This is a genomic window from Bacillus sp. SJS (genome assembly GCF_000732485.2).
In the GTDB taxonomy this organism is placed as follows: Bacteria; Bacillota; Bacilli; order Bacillales; family Bacillaceae; genus Metabacillus_B; species Metabacillus_B sediminis.
Genome location: NZ_JAQV02000018.1, coordinates 1 through 19,098, shown reverse-complemented (window position 1 = coordinate 19,098; position 19,098 = coordinate 1). Strand labels below are relative to the sequence as shown.

At 42.7% G+C, this 19,098-nt stretch carries 20 protein-coding genes; 9 read left to right on the top strand and 11 right to left on the bottom strand.

All coding sequences use genetic code 11. From position 1 onward, the window contains the following. Positions 1-214: 214 nt before the first annotated feature. The 5 genes from hemY to AS29_RS10175 form a co-directional block, all read right to left on the bottom strand. Complete coding sequence (hemY, locus tag AS29_RS10190) at positions 215-1,618, bottom strand: protoporphyrinogen oxidase (protein WP_035413689.1); 1,404 nt, start codon at positions 1,616-1,618, stop codon at positions 215-217. 15 nt (positions 1,619-1,633) lie between these two features. Further along, positions 1,634-2,566: a ferrochelatase gene (hemH, locus tag AS29_RS10185; RefSeq protein WP_035413687.1), complete on the bottom strand. Its 933-nt coding sequence runs from the start codon at positions 2,564-2,566 to the stop codon at positions 1,634-1,636. A gap of 113 nt (positions 2,567-2,679) precedes the next feature. Beyond that, positions 2,680-3,723 (bottom strand): uroporphyrinogen decarboxylase, encoded by a 1,044-nt coding sequence (gene hemE, locus AS29_RS10180; RefSeq protein WP_035413685.1) that lies wholly within the window; start codon positions 3,721-3,723, stop codon positions 2,680-2,682. 140 nt (positions 3,724-3,863) lie between these two features. Continuing rightward, the gene (locus tag AS29_RS21355) at positions 3,864-4,079 is read right to left on the bottom strand and encodes a hypothetical protein (protein ID WP_156505925.1); all 216 of its coding nucleotides are present in this window, start codon (positions 4,077-4,079) and stop codon (positions 3,864-3,866) included. Positions 4,080-4,133: 54 nt separating this feature from the next. After that, a complete protein-coding gene (locus AS29_RS10175; protein ID WP_035413683.1) occupies positions 4,134-6,275 on the bottom strand; it encodes a transglycosylase domain-containing protein in 2,142 nt (713 codons plus the stop codon). 159 nt (positions 6,276-6,434) lie between these two features. On the opposite strand from AS29_RS10175, the gene AS29_RS10170 reads away from it, so the two are divergent. Next, a complete protein-coding gene (locus tag AS29_RS10170) occupies positions 6,435-6,935 on the top strand; it encodes an antibiotic biosynthesis monooxygenase family protein (protein WP_035413681.1) in 501 nt (166 codons plus the stop codon). Positions 6,936-7,581: 646 nt separating this feature from the next. On the opposite strand, the gene AS29_RS10160 is transcribed toward AS29_RS10170, so the two are convergent. Continuing rightward, on the bottom strand, positions 7,582-8,880 hold the full coding sequence (locus AS29_RS10160; RefSeq protein WP_035413677.1) for a hypothetical protein: 1,299 nt from the start codon (positions 8,878-8,880) through the stop codon (positions 7,582-7,584). A 218-nt stretch (positions 8,881-9,098) separates the two neighbouring features. Between AS29_RS10160 and AS29_RS10155 the strand changes: the two genes are divergently transcribed. Beyond that, entirely contained in the window at positions 9,099-10,313 is a 1,215-nt protein-coding gene (locus tag AS29_RS10155; protein WP_035413675.1) for a M20 family metallopeptidase, read from the top strand. 46 nt (positions 10,314-10,359) lie between these two features. On the opposite strand, the gene AS29_RS10150 is transcribed toward AS29_RS10155, so the two are convergent. Genes AS29_RS10150 through AS29_RS10140 form a run of 3 tightly spaced genes read right to left on the bottom strand, consistent with a single transcriptional unit; the run spans position 10,360 to position 13,035 of the window. Then, positions 10,360-11,076, bottom strand: coding sequence for an EcsC family protein (locus tag AS29_RS10150; RefSeq protein WP_035413674.1), 717 nt, complete (start codon positions 11,074-11,076; stop codon positions 10,360-10,362). Between the two features lie 5 nt (positions 11,077-11,081). Next, the gene (locus AS29_RS10145) at positions 11,082-12,302 is read right to left on the bottom strand and encodes an ABC transporter permease (RefSeq protein ID WP_035413672.1); all 1,221 of its coding nucleotides are present in this window, start codon (positions 12,300-12,302) and stop codon (positions 11,082-11,084) included. Beyond that, on the bottom strand, positions 12,286-13,035 hold the full coding sequence (locus AS29_RS10140) for an ABC transporter ATP-binding protein (protein ID WP_035413670.1): 750 nt from the start codon (positions 13,033-13,035) through the stop codon (positions 12,286-12,288). Before AS29_RS10140 ends, AS29_RS10145 begins: the two co-directional genes overlap by 17 nt. Before the next feature lie 628 nt (positions 13,036-13,663). Between AS29_RS10140 and AS29_RS10135 the strand changes: the two genes are divergently transcribed. The 3 genes from AS29_RS10135 to AS29_RS10125 all read left to right on the top strand — a co-directional run bounded on the left by AS29_RS10135 (position 13,664) and on the right by AS29_RS10125 (position 15,946). Further along, positions 13,664-14,086: an HIT family protein gene (locus AS29_RS10135; RefSeq protein WP_035413668.1), complete on the top strand. Its 423-nt coding sequence runs from the start codon at positions 13,664-13,666 to the stop codon at positions 14,084-14,086. A 141-nt stretch (positions 14,087-14,227) separates the two neighbouring features. Next, positions 14,228-15,331: a 3-phosphoserine/phosphohydroxythreonine transaminase gene (gene serC / locus AS29_RS10130; protein WP_035413665.1), complete on the top strand. Its 1,104-nt coding sequence runs from the start codon at positions 14,228-14,230 to the stop codon at positions 15,329-15,331. 99 nt (positions 15,332-15,430) lie between these two features. Continuing rightward, positions 15,431-15,946, top strand: coding sequence for a tryptophan transporter (locus AS29_RS10125; protein ID WP_035413664.1), 516 nt, complete (start codon positions 15,431-15,433; stop codon positions 15,944-15,946). Between the two features lie 43 nt (positions 15,947-15,989). On the opposite strand, the gene AS29_RS10120 is transcribed toward AS29_RS10125, so the two are convergent. After that, a complete protein-coding gene (locus tag AS29_RS10120; RefSeq protein ID WP_051860892.1) occupies positions 15,990-16,175 on the bottom strand; it encodes a hypothetical protein in 186 nt (61 codons plus the stop codon). A 205-nt stretch (positions 16,176-16,380) separates the two neighbouring features. Here AS29_RS10120 and AS29_RS10115 point away from each other — a divergent pair, with 205 nt between their 5' ends. Both AS29_RS10115 and AS29_RS10110 read left to right on the top strand, forming a co-directional pair. Continuing rightward, complete coding sequence (locus AS29_RS10115; protein WP_035413660.1) at positions 16,381-16,737, top strand: YtxH domain-containing protein; 357 nt, start codon at positions 16,381-16,383, stop codon at positions 16,735-16,737. 201 nt (positions 16,738-16,938) lie between these two features. After that, positions 16,939-17,532, top strand: a complete 594-nt coding sequence (locus AS29_RS10110) for an HTH-type transcriptional regulator Hpr (RefSeq protein WP_035413658.1) — start codon at positions 16,939-16,941, stop codon at positions 17,530-17,532. Here AS29_RS10110 and AS29_RS10105 read toward each other — a convergent pair. After that, entirely contained in the window at positions 17,526-17,864 is a 339-nt protein-coding gene (locus tag AS29_RS10105) for a DUF1878 family protein (protein ID WP_035413656.1), read from the bottom strand. The two genes, AS29_RS10110 and AS29_RS10105, sit on opposite strands and share 7 nt — an antisense overlap. Before the next feature lie 168 nt (positions 17,865-18,032). Here AS29_RS10105 and AS29_RS10100 point away from each other — a divergent pair, with 168 nt between their 5' ends. Both AS29_RS10100 and AS29_RS10095 read left to right on the top strand, forming a co-directional pair. Beyond that, positions 18,033-18,575, top strand: coding sequence for a DUF3267 domain-containing protein (locus AS29_RS10100; protein ID WP_035413653.1), 543 nt, complete (start codon positions 18,033-18,035; stop codon positions 18,573-18,575). Between the two features lie 136 nt (positions 18,576-18,711). Further along, entirely contained in the window at positions 18,712-18,891 is a 180-nt protein-coding gene (locus tag AS29_RS10095) for a hypothetical protein (RefSeq protein ID WP_035413651.1), read from the top strand. Positions 18,892-19,098: the final 207 nt, after the last annotated feature.

Genomic DNA, 19,098 nt, shown 5'->3' with positions numbered 1-19,098 from the left:
TTAAGAAAAGATTGCAAGAAGAAAAGTGGAAGCGGCGTAAGGAGGTTCTGCTAAAAGCTCGGCGTCCTGCCGCAACGCAGAACTGACCTGCATCGTGCAGGCCTCCCTTAAAGACGGTGAAACTGGGATAGGCAAAGTCGCTTTTTGACTTTGATTGAACCGGTGAAGCGGCCGAGGGGCTAGCCAAGAAAAAAAGCCGCTTTTTCAGCTGGCTCTAAAAAGACAAATATTGCTTAACTTGTTTCACTGCAGCTTTCCCCTGATCGATGCAATCGGGCAGTCCAACCCCCTCAAAGGAAGCACCTGCAAGGAAAAGACCAGCATATTCTCGGCTGACATAATTATAGATTCGCTGAACATTGTCGCGGTGGCCGACATTGTACTGAGGCATCGCCTGCTTCCAGCGGCTTACGACGTAGTCTTCCGGCAATCCGGTTATATCCATCGCTTTTTTCAAGTCTTCCAGGACAATGTTTACAAGCTGCTCGTCCGTTTGATCGACGATGGTTTCATCTCCTGGTTTGCCGACATACGCCCGCAAAATTACTTTATCCTCCGGTGCTGTATGCGGCCATTTCTTATTCGTCCATGTGCAGGCAGTAATGGAATAACCGCCGTTTCTTGATATAACAAAGCCAGTGCCTTCTTTCAGCATTCGAACGTTTTCTTTAGGGAAAATCATCGCTACGTTTGCAACCGATGTAGACGGCATTGTTCTGAAATAATCAAACTCGCGATCTTTCATCAATATGCCGGCGGATTCATGCGGAATTGTCATAATGACAGCATCCGCGTCCATAACAGTTCCCCCGCTAAGCTCGATTGTATAAGTTCCAGACGGCGATTTCTTGAGAGCAGTTACCTTAGTGCCTTTCATTATGCTGACTGTATTGAGGCTGCTTTCAAGCGCTTCAATCAATGATTGGAGTCCACCGGTCAGAGTTTGAAATATTCCTTTTTTCCTGGAAGGATCGTGTTTCTGACTCGCGGAAGGCAATGATTTTTTCATTCCTAAAATCAGGCTTCTATGCTCCTGTTCCGTTTTATAAAACTGCGGAAACGTAGACATCAGGCTAAGATTATCAATATCTCCGGCGTATATGCCTGAAAGAAGCGGCTCGATCAGATTTTCTACTACCTCATCCCCGAGTCTTCTTCTGAAAAACTGGCCGAGCGATTGATCACCTTTATGCTCTCCCTTAGGAAGAACAAAGTCTCCAGCTGCCCTCAGCTTCCCGGACAACGAAAACAGACCGGATGTGACGAATGGGCGGACTTGTGTGGGAATCCCCATAACAGCTCCGCCAGGAATGGGGTGAAGACCGTCCTTCAATAAGACATATGAACGGCCGGTAGAGTTGTTGACCAGCTGGTTTTCAAGACCAAGTTCCCGGACGAGCTGAGGTGCGCTTGCCTTTCGTTCAAGAAAAGAATCAGGTCCTCTTTCAATGATGCATCCATTTTTTTGGACCGTCTGAATCTTCCCCCCGAGCCTCGGACTTGCTTCAATAAGTGTGATTTCCACATCCTCCTGAAGCTCTTTTTGAAGATAGTAAGCAGCGGATAAACCGGTCAACCCTCCGCCGAGGATCGCTACTCTTTTTTTCTTTTCCATCATTTCGCCTTCTTTACATTACTTTTGAAGATGCTTCATTATGACCGCTGCCAGGCAATCAATAAATTCAGCCTGATCGTTCGGCATTTCAGGACGGTAGTAGGCAGCACCTAGTTCATCTGTTACAACCTTGCATTCGTAATCATTATCAAAAAGGACCTCGAGGTGATCAGCAACGAATCCAACTGGCGTATAAACAAAGCTGCGGAAGCCTTTTTCCTCATACAGCTCGCGTGTTAAATCCTGAACATCCGGTCCAATCCAAGGATCCGGGGTATTTCCTGCACTCTGCCAGCCAATGGCATAATTTTCAACGCCGGCTGCCTCTGTAATCAGCTCAGCTGTTTCTTTAAGCTGATCCGGATAAGGATCGCCTGCTGCAATAATTTTCTCCGGCAGGCTGTGGGCAGAAACAATCAGTACTGCTTTTGCCCGTTCTTCTTCGGACATGGCATTAAACGTTTCTTTTACTCTGTCCGACCAATAGCGGATAAACTTCGGCTCCTGATACCAGCTTTCAACAGAAGTAATAGTAAGCCCGCCAAGTTTTTCGGCTTCTTCCTTTGCCCGTCCATTATAGGATTTGATGCTGAAGGTAGAATAATGCGGAGCCAGAACAATGCTTACGGCCTCTGTTATGCCATCCTCATGCATTTGCTTTACTGCATCTTCAACGAAAGGTTCAATATGCTTCAGCCCAAGATACATTTTAAATTCAATGTTATCCTGGATGCTGTTTAAGTGCTTCTCAAGCTTTTCTGCCTGATCACGAGTGATTTTGGCAAGAGGAGAGATCCCCCCAATTGCTTCATAGCGGTCCTTTAAATCCTGCAGCATTTCAGGAGCAGGCGGTCTGCCGCGGCGGATATGCGTATAATAGCGCTCAATATCCTCTTCTTTATATGGAGTTCCGTAAGCCATCACAAGAAGTCCCATCTTCTTTTTCATCATTCATGCACCTCTTCTGTTTTGTGAAAAGAAACACAATCCTTTTCCCTATGGTATCCATTTTGCCATTTCAGACCGAAACATTCCAAGCGGGATGCTCTTGGAATGTTTTTCAATCATTTATTTGAAGCGGAATATTCGTGAACAAAGGAGGCTACTTTTTTTAACGTTTCCGGCTGAACTTCCGGGAATACTCCGTGACCAAGATTAAATACATAGCTGTCGGATTTCATTCCCTCGTCCAGGATCTCCTTCAAACGCTCCTCAATGACATGCCACGGAGCAAGCAATATCGCTGGATCCAGATTGCCCTGCAGCGTCTTCGTCAGACCCATTGCACGTGCTTCGTTAATCGGCAATCTCCAGTCAAGACCCACTACATCGAGCGGCAGGTCATGCCATTCCTTCGCTAAGTGACTTGCACCTACGCCAAACATAATAAGCGGAACATTAAGAGGTGCCAGGCTTGTAAAAATCCGGTTCATCACTGGTTTTATAAAGGTACGGTAATCCTGCACATTCAAGGCACCAACCCAGGAATCAAAAATTTGGATCGCTTTTGCTCCTGCTTTCACCTGTGACTCCACATACGTAATCATCGTATCAGCAAGCTTGTCCATAAGAGCGAACCATGCTTTCGGTTCTGCGTACATGAACGCTTTCGTTTTATTGTAATTTTTTGATGGGCCGCCTTCTATCATGTAGCTCGCAAGGGTAAATGGCGCTCCTGCAAAACCGATAAGCGGCACGTTCAGCTGTTCCTGTGTGAGGATCCGGATGGTTTCAAGAATATAGGGAATGTCCTGCTCCGGATTTATCTCTCCAAGCTTTTCAACATCACTAAGGCTCCGGATTGGATTGCTGATTACAGGACCAATGCCTGTTTTAATTTCTACATCTACACCGATTGCAGGAAGCGGCGTCATAATATCTTTATAAAGAATGGCTGCATCTGTATTATATTGCTCAACCGGCAGCCTCGTCACATAGGCGGATAGCTCAGGCTGATGGGTAATTTCAAAAAGACCGTACTTTTCCTTTATCTTGCGGTACTCCGGCTGGGAGCGTCCTGCCTGCCTCATAAACCATAGCGGCACGTGATCTGTTTTTTCCCCTCTGCATGCCTTTAAAAAAGCATCATTGAATTGTTTAGACTCCATGAATCTCCCACCTTACTTGATCTCGTATGTATTTGTTAACAATATAAACTTTATCATTCAATTAGTATAGCAGATGACTGTAATTGTCAAAAAATCGCCGTAAAAACAGGAGCCGTTTTTGCAAGACTTATATATTGAGCTCAGTTGAACTTGGCTGTTGATTTACGCTGCAGGCGTTCGCTTATCCTTGGGCGGGCGGTGATCCTCCTCCTGGCTTCGCCACTGCGGGGTCTCACCTGTCCCGCTGTTCCCGCTGGAGTCTCACGCCTTCCGCTCCAATCAACAGGTGTTAATAAATCAACATATTTCTTTAAAAAAGCCAAATATTTAACAAATAAACAAATTAAAGGAATCATTCATTTAACCTGCCAGTTAATTGAACAAAAACAGGAGCCCGGGAGCTCCTGTTTTTACCTGCCCGAAAAGATTTTAGGCTCTGCGTATGGGGTTCCTTTCCCCTCTTGTTTGGTCTGCTCATTAAACGGGACCACTTTATAGGATGCTGATGAGAAGACGTTGCTGAATGGGATTTCATAGCTGCTGTCATTTTTCACTCTCCCAATCAGCTTCTCATTCTCTCCGGATTTCTCATAGATTCTGTACTCTACACGCGGGTCCTCCTGCTTTTTCCATTTTAACGAAACCGTAACGAGTCCCAGCGGGTTAAAAGCAAAATCCGCGTCAACCTGTTCCAGCGGCTTTAATCGGATTGGGCTTTCGAGATCATCCGCTCCCTTGGGAACAGCAAAGGCCGTTTTCTGTACGGTTTCCGATTCATTCAAAATTTTCTTGAACAGCCTGGCGGGATAGGCACTCCCGCCTGTTAGATGCTTATCCTTGGAAGTTTGATCGTAGCCCATCCATAAAGCACCGGTTACATCCGGTGTATACCCTGCAAACCAGGCATCCATGACCGCCCCTGCTGGTTCTGGATAAGAGGTCGTCCCTGTTTTGCCCGCCAATTCTCCTGGGTAGCTGCCGCTTTTGGCTGTCCCTTCCGAAACAACATGCTGCAGCATCCTTGTCATATTCCAGGCAGTCTGAGCAGAGTATACTCTGACTTCTTTCTGCTGCTTCTCAGCAATAACTTTTTTGTCACGGTCCTCTATTTTTTCAATAAAATAAGGCTCTGAATACATTCCTGCCTCCGGAAAAATCCGATACGCATTGGCGAGCTGCAAAGGATTGACGCCTTCCTTGAGCCCGCCGAGAGCAATGGCCAGTCCGTTATCCGGAACAGGAACTCCCTGCTTTTCAAGATAGGACTTGCTCTTATTTACCCCAAGCTCATTCATTGTCCAAACGGCAGGAGCATTTTTGGATTTGATTAAAGCATCATACATCGTAACCTGGCCTGAATAACGGTCATCATTATTTTCTGGAGCATAGCTTCCACCGTAGGTTTGATAGGAGTCAGAGAGCAGGGAATATGGTTCATAAAGCTTTTCCTCCATTGACGGACCGTAGACTGCGAGCGGTTTGAAAGTAGAGCCAGGCTGTCTTCTCGAAGTTACTCGGTTGTACCCTTTAGGTGTATAGTCCCTTCCGCCAATAGCAGCCATAACGCCTCCTGAACGGTTGTCGAGCAATACAAAGGACCCTTGTGCATGCTGATCGGTTCCCGGAAAGTAGCTGTTCGATTGGAACAGGTCATACGCTCTTTTTTGAATATCCTGCTGCAGAGGAACCTGGATGGTATATCCTCCTCTTAACAGCTCCTGGTTGGAGATGGAGTACGATTTCTCAGCTTCATCCATGACGAGGTCGACATAGCTGTAAAGCCAGGGATGATCCATTTTTTTGCTGAGATTGAGTGCAAGGGTTTGTCCTTGAAGTCTGACTGTATCTTCAGCTGTCAAATAACCTTGTTCCTGCATTAATGAAAGAACTGTATCTCTTCGTTCTTTCGATTTTACGGGGTGTAAAATGGGAGAATATGAGGACGGCGCCTTCGGTAGGGAGGCGAGCATGGCTCCTTCGGCAACGGTCAGCTCGGACACGTTCTTCTGGAAAAAATACCGGGAAGCAGCTTCGACACCATAGGCTCCGTGACCGAAATACAGCTGATTTAAATACATTTCCAGCAGCTTTTCCTTGCTGTATTTATTTTCGAGATTTATGGCGATCATCGCTTCTTTCGTTTTTCGAAGCCATGACTTTTCCCTTGATAAAAAACTATTTTTTGCGAGCTGCTGTGTTATCGTACTTCCGCCCTCTACCTTGCTTCCTGCGGTAAGATCCTTGTAAACAGCTCGTCCGATTGATTTCAAATCAATCCCGCTATGCTCATAAAATCTGCGGTCCTCTACGGCAATAAAAGCCTGCTGAACATGCTCCGGAACCTCATTAATGGAGACAATTTCCCGATTCTGCTCATACAGCCGGGTGATTTCCTTTCCATTCATATCTACAAGCCTCGTAGCTGATGGGAGAACCAGCTTCTTCTCGTCCATCATTGCACTGCCGGCGAGCAGGATAAATAAGTATCCGGCGATGGAAATAACTATTAAAATGGCTGCTGCAGTACCTGCCCTTACGATTAGACGCTTCATTATTTCACCCCGATCCATTATGTGGCCAATCTGTTATGTTTTAGGATTGTTAATTAAAGGTATTAATATGTACGCAGAATCGTTTTTCAAATCGCTCCACGCGGCATATTGGTTTTCAAACCCCATTAAAAGTTTATAATTAATAACGAGGTGATTCAGATGAACTTGTACATGACATTTGGAACGGCTGATTATTTAGAAGGTATTGTAAAATCGAATTCGCATGAAAGCATGCTGCTTATGCATACGGATGACAATGCGATGCTGATTCACGAAACGGACGGAGAGACAGTGCTGAAGGAACCTAAAAAGTATGAGGTCCTGGATTCTACCGGTTCATTCGAACGGGCAGGCTTTGCGGTACTGAACAACATTCCGGTTACGGAAGAAGGAAAACCGCTCTTCGAACAGCGATTTAGCGAAAGAGCAAGAATGATTGAAAGCGAGCCGGGTTTTGCGGCAATCAGAGTGCTTCGTCCAATGCGCGATGACACTTACGTGATCCTGACATTATGGGAGGATGAAGCATCCTTCAAAAATTGGCAGCAGTCGAAAGCTTATGAGCATGCTCATAAAAAAAGAGGCACGAGCGATGGCGTTGATCAGAAATCCATCTTCCCCCGCCCGTCCTATGTAACAACGTATCAAGTAATCAAATAAGGAAGAGGATCCGGGATTCGGATCCTTTTTTTATTCAAAAATCACTATAACATGCCCGGCTTAATTTGACAGTATATTGTTTGGTTTTTGGTTATTTCTTAGGAAATGACAAAATTCCGCCATTTTCCCCTTTTTTCATGTCAATTCTTATTGCGTCACCCAATTGTGCTGTTTGCGTAAGGTGTATTGCAGCCTTTATTGGGAGTGATTGCATTGGGGTAGAGCTTATCGTTTTGCATGGTTTATATGTGCTTATTTGGGAACTATCGATTCATTTCACGGTAACTTTTGATCAAATAATATGGAAGATAGGCGATATATCAAGAACTGTCTATACAATAGAGAAGGTTACTAGCAATTTTTCTAAGAACGTAAAAAGGGGCTCTCTTTTCAAGAGAGCCCCACTTTCGCTATTCATAATTAATTTTCATTTCTTCTATCTACTATAATGGATACCTTTTTATAAATAGCTACTAATAAGCCAATTACTGTTCCTAACAAAAGAGATATTAATAACAATCCCACTATAAGGTTATTATCTAATATAGAAAAAACTATAAAGAATATGATTAAACTGAAAAGCATTCCTAAGCAGATGCTTTTTATTATTGACTTCATAATATTTCCTCCATGTACACATTTACCATTACCAGTTAAAGAGAATATAGGTATCAGGCATTTTAGTGGTTTTAGCTACACCAGTAATACTCATACTTCCTGATTTAAGAGCTACTGAAAGTCCTATACCCAGAATAGAAATTTCTGTATGTGTATAATGACCATATACATTTGCTTTTACGTCATACTTATTTTGTGGTAAGACTTCATAAGATATATAACCATTATGGTTACGGGGTGCAGTATTAGAGCCATATGTTTTAAGATTAAATGTGGCTGCCATACCTACAGGATCAACAATTATCTGCTTTGGCTTAACCGAGTGAACCCCTCTAGTATCAGTGTATTTGTAGGAAAATTTAACAGAACTAGGAATCTTAGCAACGCTTGTAGAGTGAGTCAGAGCAACTGCATCGGTCATAGTAAAATTAGGGTTTTTTAACCATTGGAAAGAGTTTTTGATTAACACGCTTCCAATTTTTGTTTTACTTGCAGTAGTTCGCATTCTCATCCAACTTGTATTTTGAACACAATCATTAGGTTTTCTACAAGTAATTGCAGAAGCTGTTGCCATTTGAAGTTCATTAAGTGCTTGCTGCTCTGTAACCTTTTCAGCAGAAACAGTATCTGTAGTCTGATTATATATTGTTTTAACATATGTGTCTTCAACTGATACTAGGTCCCCGCTCAAATTAATGTAATTTGAATACTCTTCCTGGGTTATGGTATTCAGTTCATTCTCACTAAATCCTAATTTCAACATTCTATCTCTTTCAATAGGATTTAGAGTAATTGGATGAATGACATTATCTTCAAGCTCATTATCTATTGGTTCCTCTTTTAATAAATCAATACTAAAATTAGGAGATGTGTATACGTCTGATGCTACACCGTTTATTTTTATAACTTTTGCTTCCATATAAACATCAAGATAAAATTCTTCTGGTAGTTCGCTAGTTAATATATGTCCATAAACATATCCAGAATTATTTGTGTAGAATGTTTTTTTAAATAAAACTGTTCCATCAAAGTCTTTTAATGCAATGTCTACTTTTTCTCCAGCCTCAGCCCATTTTAATTTATTATTGTCATATATTCTTAAAGTTACATTGTATTGATCAGTATCGCTATTAACTATTTGTTCTTCTGTTAGTAATTCTTTATTGGGATCATAGAAATAAGCTTCTTTAACTTCTAAGTGGCCATTTCTCGCTGTTTCTTGCGTACCATTCCCAGTTACTGCAAAAACTTCCACTGAAAAACTAAAAATCAATAAGAATGAGAATACCGCATAAAAAAACGCATTACTTGACAATTTTCTAAACAATTAAAAATCCCCCTATTTTTTCCTTGAATTTAAAATAATACCATTATTTGATTGCATTGACAATAAAGTTATAGTGTTTTAGTACAAGAATTTTTTTAGTTTTAATATAGAAGATCATTAACAAAGACTTTGTAGTTAGAGATTAGGGTCTTTAATTGTTGTAATTTTCCGATTTTTTCTATAACATGAATAGTAAAATCTTACATAGGGGGAGTTTTATGCTTACAGAAATTTACGGGGAATTGGACGGATACTATGAAGAAATGGTTGAGATCCGCAGGCATTTACATCAGCATCCGGAGCTTTCGTTCCAAGAATATAAAACTGCTGCCTTTATTAAGGACTACTATGAACGCCTTGGAGTTGAAGTAAAGGATAAAGTGGGAGGCAATGGTCTGACTGCATTAATTAAAGGCGGTAAACCAGGGAAAACAGTAGCTTTCCGTGCAGATTTTGATGCACTTCCCATTCACGATGAAAAATCGGTTCCTTACAAATCAACCGTTCCAGGTGTCATGCATGCGTGCGGCCATGACGGACATACCGCACTGCTCCTTGTTTTTGCAAAGGTCATGCTGAAGCATCAGGAACAGTTAAGCGGGAATATTCTTCTTATTCATCAGCATGCAGAGGAATATGCGCCGGGCGGAGCAAAAAGCATGATAGAGGCGGGATGTCTGGAAGGTGCCGATGCCGTGTTCGGCACTCATCTTTGGTCCATAGCCCCTCTTGGAACGATCCAATACCGTACCGGACCCATTATGGCCGCTGCTGACCGTTTTGAGATTGTGATAAAAGGAAAGGGCGGTCACGGCGCACAGCCCCACCTAACAAAGGATGCCATTGTGATTGGTTCTCAGGTGATTTTAAACCTGCAGCAGATTGTCAGCAGAAAAGTGGATCCTGTTGAAGCGGCCGTCGTATCAGTGGGCACGTTTAAAGCGGAAAATGCCTTTAACATAATTGCGGATACAGCAAAATTGATCGGTACAGCCAGAACCTTTAAGGAAGAAGTAAGAGACCAGGCGGAGCAGGAAGTTGAACGGGCCGTAAAGGCGGCATGCATGCTTTATGATGCAGATTATACATGCCTCTATGACAGGGGATATCCGGCTGTCGTCAACCATGAGAAAGAAACTCTGTTTGTGAAAGAAATCGCAGGCGGCATTCCCGGTGTAAACAATGTTGAGGAAAGTCCCCTGCAAATGGGAGGGGAGGATTTTGCTTATTATCTTCAGGATCGGAAAGGCAGCTTCTTCTTCACAGGAGCAATGCCGGCGGATCCAGAAGCAGCCCAGCCTCATCATCACCCCAAATTTGATTTTGATGAAAAGGCCATGCTGATTGCAGCAAAGACCTTTGCCTCTCTTTTTGTGAATTATGAGCATGCAGCAGCCGATCAGACTAGTACTGAAAGTGCAGCATTCAAATAAACGAAAGCGCCTGCCGGAAAGAGGCAGGCGCTTCTATTTTAATCGATTAATTCAAATCACCGTTAGTCAAAATTCTCATCTGATAAACCTTCATCGCGGTTTCTCCAAGCTTGTCGAGCAGTCTGTAATTTACAGTACCTCCAACTGCTGCTCCTATTCCAGGAACGAGCTGAAGCATTTTAGCCAAATCTATATGATCCCGGTATTCCTGCTGAAATTCACGCCAGTTCATATCTTCTACAGGCAGAGGCTGTGTCTCCCACCGTTCCAGTATACTGAGCGTTTTCTCCCTCACAGGTTCACTTGAAAAGGCAAGCTGGAAAACCATTAAAATACAGACCCTCTCCTGCAGGTTTTTCGGTGAAAAACCATAGATGCTCGCTGCTTCGTATAAAAATTTCATTTTAATGCCGAGCAGCAGAGGGAAATCGGCCATACCCGCTGCGAATCCTCCCGCACCTGTTGCTGCTCCTTCAAGCGCCGCTGCTTTTTTATACGTGGATAGAAGCGACCGGACGGCATCATCTTTTTCCTTAAGAGTTGCGAGGTTCGGCACTTCTATATTGGTCCATTGGGAACCTTTTATCGTCATTTCTGTCATAAGCCGGATACTTTCTGTCAGGGCATCATGTATTTTTCCGGGTATGCGGGCAGTCACGTATGCTTGAATGTCCTTTGATTTTCTTTGCAGGAATGCCGGACGTTTCGAAAATTTCTTCTTCCAGAGCAGGACTTCCTCCAGAACTTCTTTTTCGTAGCTCATGGCTGTTACCCCCTGTACATCTTATCCATTCGTTTCCTTGCATAAGCGTTTACGAAAATTAAGACGAAAACGATGCCCCCACCAATAGCGGCTGCTCCCTCAATCCATTCCATTTTCATTAAAAGAACGGCTCCCAGAATCAGCCCCTGAACAAACAGGATATTCCTCAGCAAAGCAAGAAAGCTTTTACTTTTGCTTTCTTCAGCTACAGGATATAGGTCCGGCACGGAAAGCATATCAAAATGCCGAACGAGCACAATCAGCTGAACGCCTGTTAAAAAGATCGTTCCAGCCGTTAGAAGAACCGCACCGGTTACACTCATTTCCACAAAGCCCAAAATAAGACCGGATATAACCGTCAGCCTGAAAAAGATTCCGAGATAGTCGGTGCCCCTAATAAAAGCTCTGGCAAACATGTACATATAGACATGTTCTTTTCCATAGCGAATAGTATTCAATATCCAATCCAGGTACGCTCTCCTGTGCGCCTCTTTTTTCAGCTTCGGCACATCTGTGAAAAGATTGGCAAGCCTGTAGAATGATTGCTTTTTACGGTTTTCAGAACGGATGAGGCGATCCCATTTCAGACCTTTCCCTTTTGAAATCCGTTTAAAATAGAGCACAAACAGAGCAATCAGCACAGCTACAATCAATGCATAAACAGGCATCTGAGAGAGCGCAAAAAACAGCAGCACCGTATTCAATGCAAACCGCACCGCACGATCCCATAGAGCGGACGAATTCTCTTGGGAAAAATAAACATACCAATCACATTCCATATTCACATAATTCAGGATGAGGAGCAAAATCCCTGTGTACATATAAACCATTCCATCATTCGATACTGCCAGATAAAGCGGACCAAGCAGAAGATACACAATGATCAGCGGCAGCAGTGACTGAAAATAACTGAACTGCTTTGCCTTCTTTAAATATTTCTCCATTTCCTTTTCAAGCGGCAGCAGGAAGACAAGATCTGCTTCCTTAAACAGTGTTCTCACGCTTGAGAAAATTAGCAATGCCCCGAATACAATCGAGATGATGATCTCGGCAGGAAAATCATCAGGAAGCTGCTTCAGCCATGATTGGTAGCCTAATGCGCCCCCAGCGAGAAGGAATATCATAACAATGAGCAGATGGTCATTCAGCATGTATTTTAGATAAGAGCGGATTTCTTTAATGTGCTCCTCAAGACGGGCACCCCAAAGGTCAAGAACGTTCTTCATATTCTTCTTCCTTTGTCAGCTCAATGTATAAGTCATCAAGATTGGCTCCGGTCATTCCAAACTCTCTCTGCAAATCACTAAGCGTCCCTTTTGCACGGACTTCTCCGTTATGTAAAATAATAAAGGCATCACAGTATCGTTCTGCTGTTGCCAAAATATGTGTGGACATGAGGATGCCCGCTCCCCTTTTTTTAGCCGTGTTCATCTGCTCAAGCAATGAATTGATTGCGAGCGGGTCCAGACCAACAAACGGCTCGTCGATTATATAGAGCTCAGGCTCCACCAGGAAGGCACACATGATCATTACCTTCTGCTTCATTCCTTTTGAAAAGTGAGCCGGAAACCATTTCAGCCTTTTTTCCATCCTGAATTCTTTGATTAGCGGCGTGAGTCTTGCATCAAATTCCGTTTTAGAAAGACCGTATGCCATCGCCGTGAGTTCAAGGTGCTCATGCAGCGTCATTTCTTCATAAAGAATCGGCGTTTCAGGGATAAATGTAAATTGCTGCCTATAGGCTTCATGATTTTCATCAAATGTTTGCCCATTAATGGAAATTTTGCCTTTCCTGGGCTCCATGAATCCGATTATGTGCTTGATTGCTGTACTCTTTCCAGCTCCGTTTAAGCCGATCAGTCCGACGATCTGGCCTTTTTCCAAGGTAAACGAAACATCCTTTAAAACTGGGATTCGGGTATATCCCCCCGTTACGCCATCTACATGCAAAAGTGTCATCTCGTTATTCCTTTCTATATATAAGACTTTATGTTCCCATCATATCAAAACAGAAGGACTCATGTCTTGCTGCCGCGCATCTAATTGCTAAAATAATCCAAGCATAACCATTAGGATAACTGCACATTCTAGTTAAGGAAGAAGGAAGTTCATTTACTTTTGCGAATGAGGTGTTTGTCAAAGACGCATTTGCTTAAAACTTCACCAGAGGGAAAGTCATGGATTTTATCCGCGAGCACATCGCTTAAAAATGAGGTGTTTGTTAAAGGCCAGATTTCTGATTGAAACGAATTTAAGCCAGTCACTTCTGTAAATGAGGTGTTTGTCGAAGACATGTTACCGTTATAAATGAGTCCTTCCCTTCTTCTTTAAGCAGGGCTAGCTGATCGGCTTGGCCCTGCTTTTCCTATTGTGCAACGTTTTATCATCCTCAAGCCAGGTGCTGCACAGGGAGAATTTCTTCGGCCATCATGTTTGCCTTTTTGACATCCAATGGTTTAATCAGCGTAATCTTCCTCTCCTATTTCACTGCTCTGTTCATATACGATAAACACCCCGCTGAAGTTTCACTCTGTCTTTCCATTATGATAAACTACCCTTAAACAAGTCCTATGGAAGGAATGATTCGATGAGCTGTATATTCTGCAAAATTATTAACGGAGAAATTCCCGGAGCGAAAGTTTTTGAAAATGAACATGTTCTTGCTTTTCTGGATATCAGCCAGGTGACGAAAGGTCACACTCTTGTTGTTCCTAAAATACATAAAGAAAACATTTATGAAATGACACCTGAAATTTCTCGTCATTTCTTTGAAGCAATCCCTGCTATTACACGCTCCATTAAAGAACAATTTCAGCCTGAAGGATTAAATTTGCTTAACAATAACGGTGAAGCTGCTGGACAGTCCGTCTTTCACTATCACATGCACATCCTCCCGCGCTATGGAAAAGGAGATGGGTTTGGGGCAGTATGGAAAACTCATACGAATGACTACACTCCAGAAAAACTTCAGGAAATCGCATCACAAATTCGTGATGGAATAAACGTATAAGTTATTTATAGAACAGCTCTTCATTGGGCTGTTTTTTGCTGTCTTCGCAAAGCACAAAAAACAATTAATATTCAAAACTCTCAGTTATTTGTGATACCATAAAACTAATTTATTCAATTAACGCTTTAGGGGGCTATACAAATGGTGAGAGCTTTGAATTTCAGCGCAGGTCCTGCTGCCTTGCCGCTGCCAGTACTTGAAAAAGCACAAAAGGAATTCGTTAATTACCAGGGCACCGGTATGTCAATCATGGAAATGAGTCACAGAGGCAAGCATTATGATGCAGTCCATAGCGGGGCGAAAGCACGTTTAAAAAACCTGATGAATGTTCCGGATACACATGAGATCCTGTTCCTCCAAGGGGGAGCAAGTCTTCAATTTTCAATGGTTCCGATTAATTTTCTAAAAAAGAATGAAACCGCGGGCTACATATTGACTGGTTCATGGTCGGAGAAAGCATTGAAAGAAGCCGAAAAGATAGGCAAGACAATAGTAATCGCTTCTTCAAAAGAAAGTTTGTACCGTTCCATTCCTTCCCGTTCTGAATGGGGTGATGAGAAAGATCTTGCCTACCTTCACATTACATCCAACAACACCATCTATGGAACGCAGTGGCATGAGTTCCCTGACACAAACGTTCCTCTTGTTGCGGATATGTCGAGTGATATTCTGTCCCGTCCAGTGGATACAGGGAAGTTCGGTCTCATCTACGCCGGTGCTCAAAAAAATCTCGGTCCTTCTGGAGTGACCGTCATCATCGCGAATAAACAGTGGCTAAGCCAGAGCACAAACAGCCTGTCTAAATTTCTGGATTACAACACTCACGCTTCCGCTGATTCTCTTTATAATACACCGCCGACTTTTGCGATTTATATGCTCGGACTTGTATTGGAATGGGCAGAGGAACAAGGCGGCACCGCAGGCCTCGAAAGGAAGAACAAGGAAAAATCAGCTCTTCTTTATGATTCAATTGAGAGCAGCGAAGGCTTTTACAGAGGGCATGCCCTTAATGGAAGCGAGAGCTATATGAACGTGACCTTTACTCTTCCTGATCAGGATCTCGAAAAGGATTTTCTTGCAAAAGCTTCCGAGCATGGATTTATCGGTTTGAACGGACACCGCAGTATCGGAGGCTGCCGCGCCTCCATCTATAATGCAGTCCCCTATGAAGCATGTGAAAAGCTGGCCGAATTTATGAACAGCTACAGGAAAAATCATCCTGCCCGTTCTTTTACTTTTCAATAAGAGCGGCCCCTGTTATAATCTATTTAACCGCTTTTGCAATGGGAAAATAGTTCACCATTGGAAAGCATACTTTTGAGCCAAGAAGAGGAGAGTTGAGTTATGAAAACGAGAGAACTTGTTACAATGTCGCTGTTTGTTGCCATTGGCCTTGCTTTGCACAGTATTATCCCGCCTATATTCCTTGGAATGAAGCCGGACATGATGCTGACGATGATGTTTTTGGGAATTGCCCTTTTTCCAACCCTTAAAAACACACTATTATTGGGAGTATTAACGGGTATATTATCAGCCTTGACGACTGGATTCCCAGGCGGACAGCTGCCGAACATCGTTGACAAGCCCCTTACAGCACTGGCATTCTTCCTGCTGCTGACAGTGGCTGGCAAACTGGCTTCTAAACTTGCAACAGTATCCATCCTTACTGCAGCCGGAACAATCCTTTCAGGAGTTATTTTCCTTGGAAGCGCGCTGCTGATCGTTGGGCTTCCTGGCGGATTTACCGCTCTGTTTATTACAGTGGTTCTTCCAGCCACAGCACTCAATACGATTGCAATCAGCTTGATTTACCCGATTGTTACATCCATTCATAAACGATCAAAGCCAATTTCAGCTTAACTTAAAAGGGACTGACCCACTGCGGCCAGTCCCTTTCTTTATGTCAATGCAGCAAGGACAGCATGATCCCAACCAGCAGCGTAACCCCCGCTCCTCCAGCCATAATCATAGCCCTTTGTTTGAGTATCCATTTAGGCGGATAGGAAGCGGCCTGCTGCGCCTGCCTCATATAATGCAAAGAAACCAATAAGAAAACAAGACTTATTAAGTAGAATAGTATCCCCAGCATACATCCCATTCTCCTCCTTTTACGCTTATGTATATGCCATAAAATCCGCGCTATGAGACATGTTTGATTTTGGCTGTGAATTCTGTCCTTCTTCTTTGAAAGAATTTTCGTTTAAGTCCCCGTATGACGGGTATCATGTAAAGAAGGATTTCTTCATGATGATGTTGAATGTGTTAAGAGAACGGAGAACGGGAGTGATGAGTTAATGTCAAAAGCCAAATCCATACTACTTGGACTTCTAGCCGGAACCGTTGCTGGCGGCGCAGCAGCTTTGCTTTCAGCCCCATCTTCCGGCAGAGATTTACGAGGACAAATTAAAGACAGCAAAGATCGCATGCTGGATACGATCAATCAGCTAAAAGAAGAAAGCATTGCCCTAAAGGAGCAGGTGGTTCAGGCTGCTAAGGAAAGTGCAGACGTTATTAAAGAGGTATCTACAGAACTTCAAACCTCTTTAAAAGAATTCCAGGAAGAAATTGAGCCCCATCGTGAGAATCTTCAAAAAGAAATTGAAGCCATTGAAGAAAAAATTAAACAATTAGAAGACACAATTAAAAATTGATGAATATTTCCATATAAGAAATATCTGTAACAAAAAGGTGCTCAAACTTTGTCGGTTTAGCACCTTTTTTCCGTATTCTTTTATAACAATACTGGATTCAAAATATTTTTTTAAAAATTTTGTTAATTTACATCTTTATTAATCTTTACTTTTTTGGGATAATAGAGAATATTAGAAATGCGGAAAAGTAGGTGAGTGAATTTGAAGACAAATGAAAAGGATTACACGGTAAAAGAGGCATTGCTCTTCAGCCAGAGAATCGCTCAGTTAAGCAAAGCCTTGTGGAAATCAATTGAGAAAGACTGGCAGCAATGGATCAAGCCTTATGATTTGAACATAAACGAACACCACATTCTTTGGATTGCTTACCACCTGAAAGGAGCATCCATTTCGGAGATTGCTAAGTTCGGAGTGATGCATGTCTCTACTGCCTTCAACTTTTCGAAAAAGCTTGAGGAAAGAGGCTATCTGGAATTCTCCAAAAAGCTGGATGACAAAAGAAATACGTACATCGAGCTGACCCCTAAGGGTGAGGGAATTCTTCTGCAGCTAATGGAGGATTATGATCCTACCCGAAATGCCGTATTTAAAGGGGCCATGCCTCTGCAGAATCTGTATGGGAAATTCCCGGAGATTATCGAAATGATGGCCATCATCCGAAACATTTACGGTGATGACTTTATGGAGATTTTTGAGCGCTCTTTCAGCAATATCGAAAAGGAATTCGGCGAAGAGAATGGACGCTTGAAGAAAATTACGGAAGAGGAGCAGCCTAAAGCTGCTGCTAATCAATAATCGTTTAACATACTCAGGAAATCGCTCATCAACTGCGAAAATAATCCCTGTTTGAAGAGGGCTTGAGCGGTTTCCTTCACCTCCAGCTTCTCATTTAACTCTTGAACAAAAAGCGTAAGGAGTCCTTCAAAACGGACAAATCCCTGCGCTTTTTGTTTTTGGTAAAGCCGATCCAATTTATCACATAATTCCATAACCTGCTGATGTTCCTTTTCAGACAGCTGTTTTTCTATAACCATATACATAAATGGATGCTCATTTTTTTTAATCAATGAGGCAAGAAGACGAACCTGAAATTCCATCCGGTTCAGCCGTTCTTCAAACGAGTCCACGTAAACCCCTTCTTTCTCTCTCTTACATACTCATATTTTAGCGGAAGAGCTTCCTCAGAAAAAGATTTTCTTATAATATTGCACTCAATTTCTCCAAACGTATTGATTTTTATCTCAGCCGGAAGTACAGTAGGTAAGGATTTATTTTTCAAGGGACGGTGATCGGATATGAACTGCTGGAAAACCATCGACCTATCAAAAGATTATGGGTTTCAGCGTCTCTTTCTATATTTTATAATGGCATCAATTACGGCTTTTATTGTCCTATACCTTCCTCTATCGCTGGTAGACCCCAGCCGGAAGCTTGCTGCAGGACATATACTTTACCTGGCAGCAATTTTATTTCTAATATTGCCTTTGCATAAACTGCTCCATGCGCTTCCACTAATGATTTGCGGCAAAATCCCAAAAATGAAAATGGAATATGCAGCAATGATTCCCATTGTACGGCTCAAGCCATGCGCCCGAATTACTAAGCAAGTCATGCTTGCCACACTGCTTTCTCCATTCCTTATTTTTACGGCAGCGAGTATTCAGGCAAGCATCCTAATGCCGGAATACGTACACTACTTCTGCCTGGCTGCAGCCCTCCACATCGGCTGGTGTGTTCCGGATTTAATATACGCCCGACAAGTTATAGCTGCACCAAGAACATGCATTGTTGAAGAGGACCGAAATGCATTAGAGATATTAATAGAAAACAAGCTGTAAAATAAAGAAGGAAACCCGCAAATAACGGTTCCTTCTTTTCTTTTGGAAGAACACGTGCGAGTGCCGGCATTTTCCTATCTTTTTCAGCGAATATTTGGTAATCTTATATGTATCAGTAAGGAAAGGGGGATCTCATGTGATCATCTTGTTCATTTTCTTTGCTGTCTTCATTCTGTTTTACATCAACACTTTAACGAACAGGCTTTGTTTAGTTCGTGAGATTCCTGAAGACCGTCAAACGAGAGTGTTTCGTATGATTAATGTCCTTGTTACGATTCTGCTGATCTCTTCGTATATTGAAATTCTTTATACATAGAACTCGGAATCTGCAGCTCCGATCAACTTATACACAAAAAGAGGCTGGGACAAATCTCAGTAAATAAGAGAGGCCGTCGCAATTAAGTTTGCGACGGCCTCTCTTTTTATGTTTAGTGTTCATTTTTTAATGAAGAATATAAGGACACCTTCTGATAAAATTAAAGTTACCACACAATAACTATCGGAGGTGCCCTTATGTATAAAC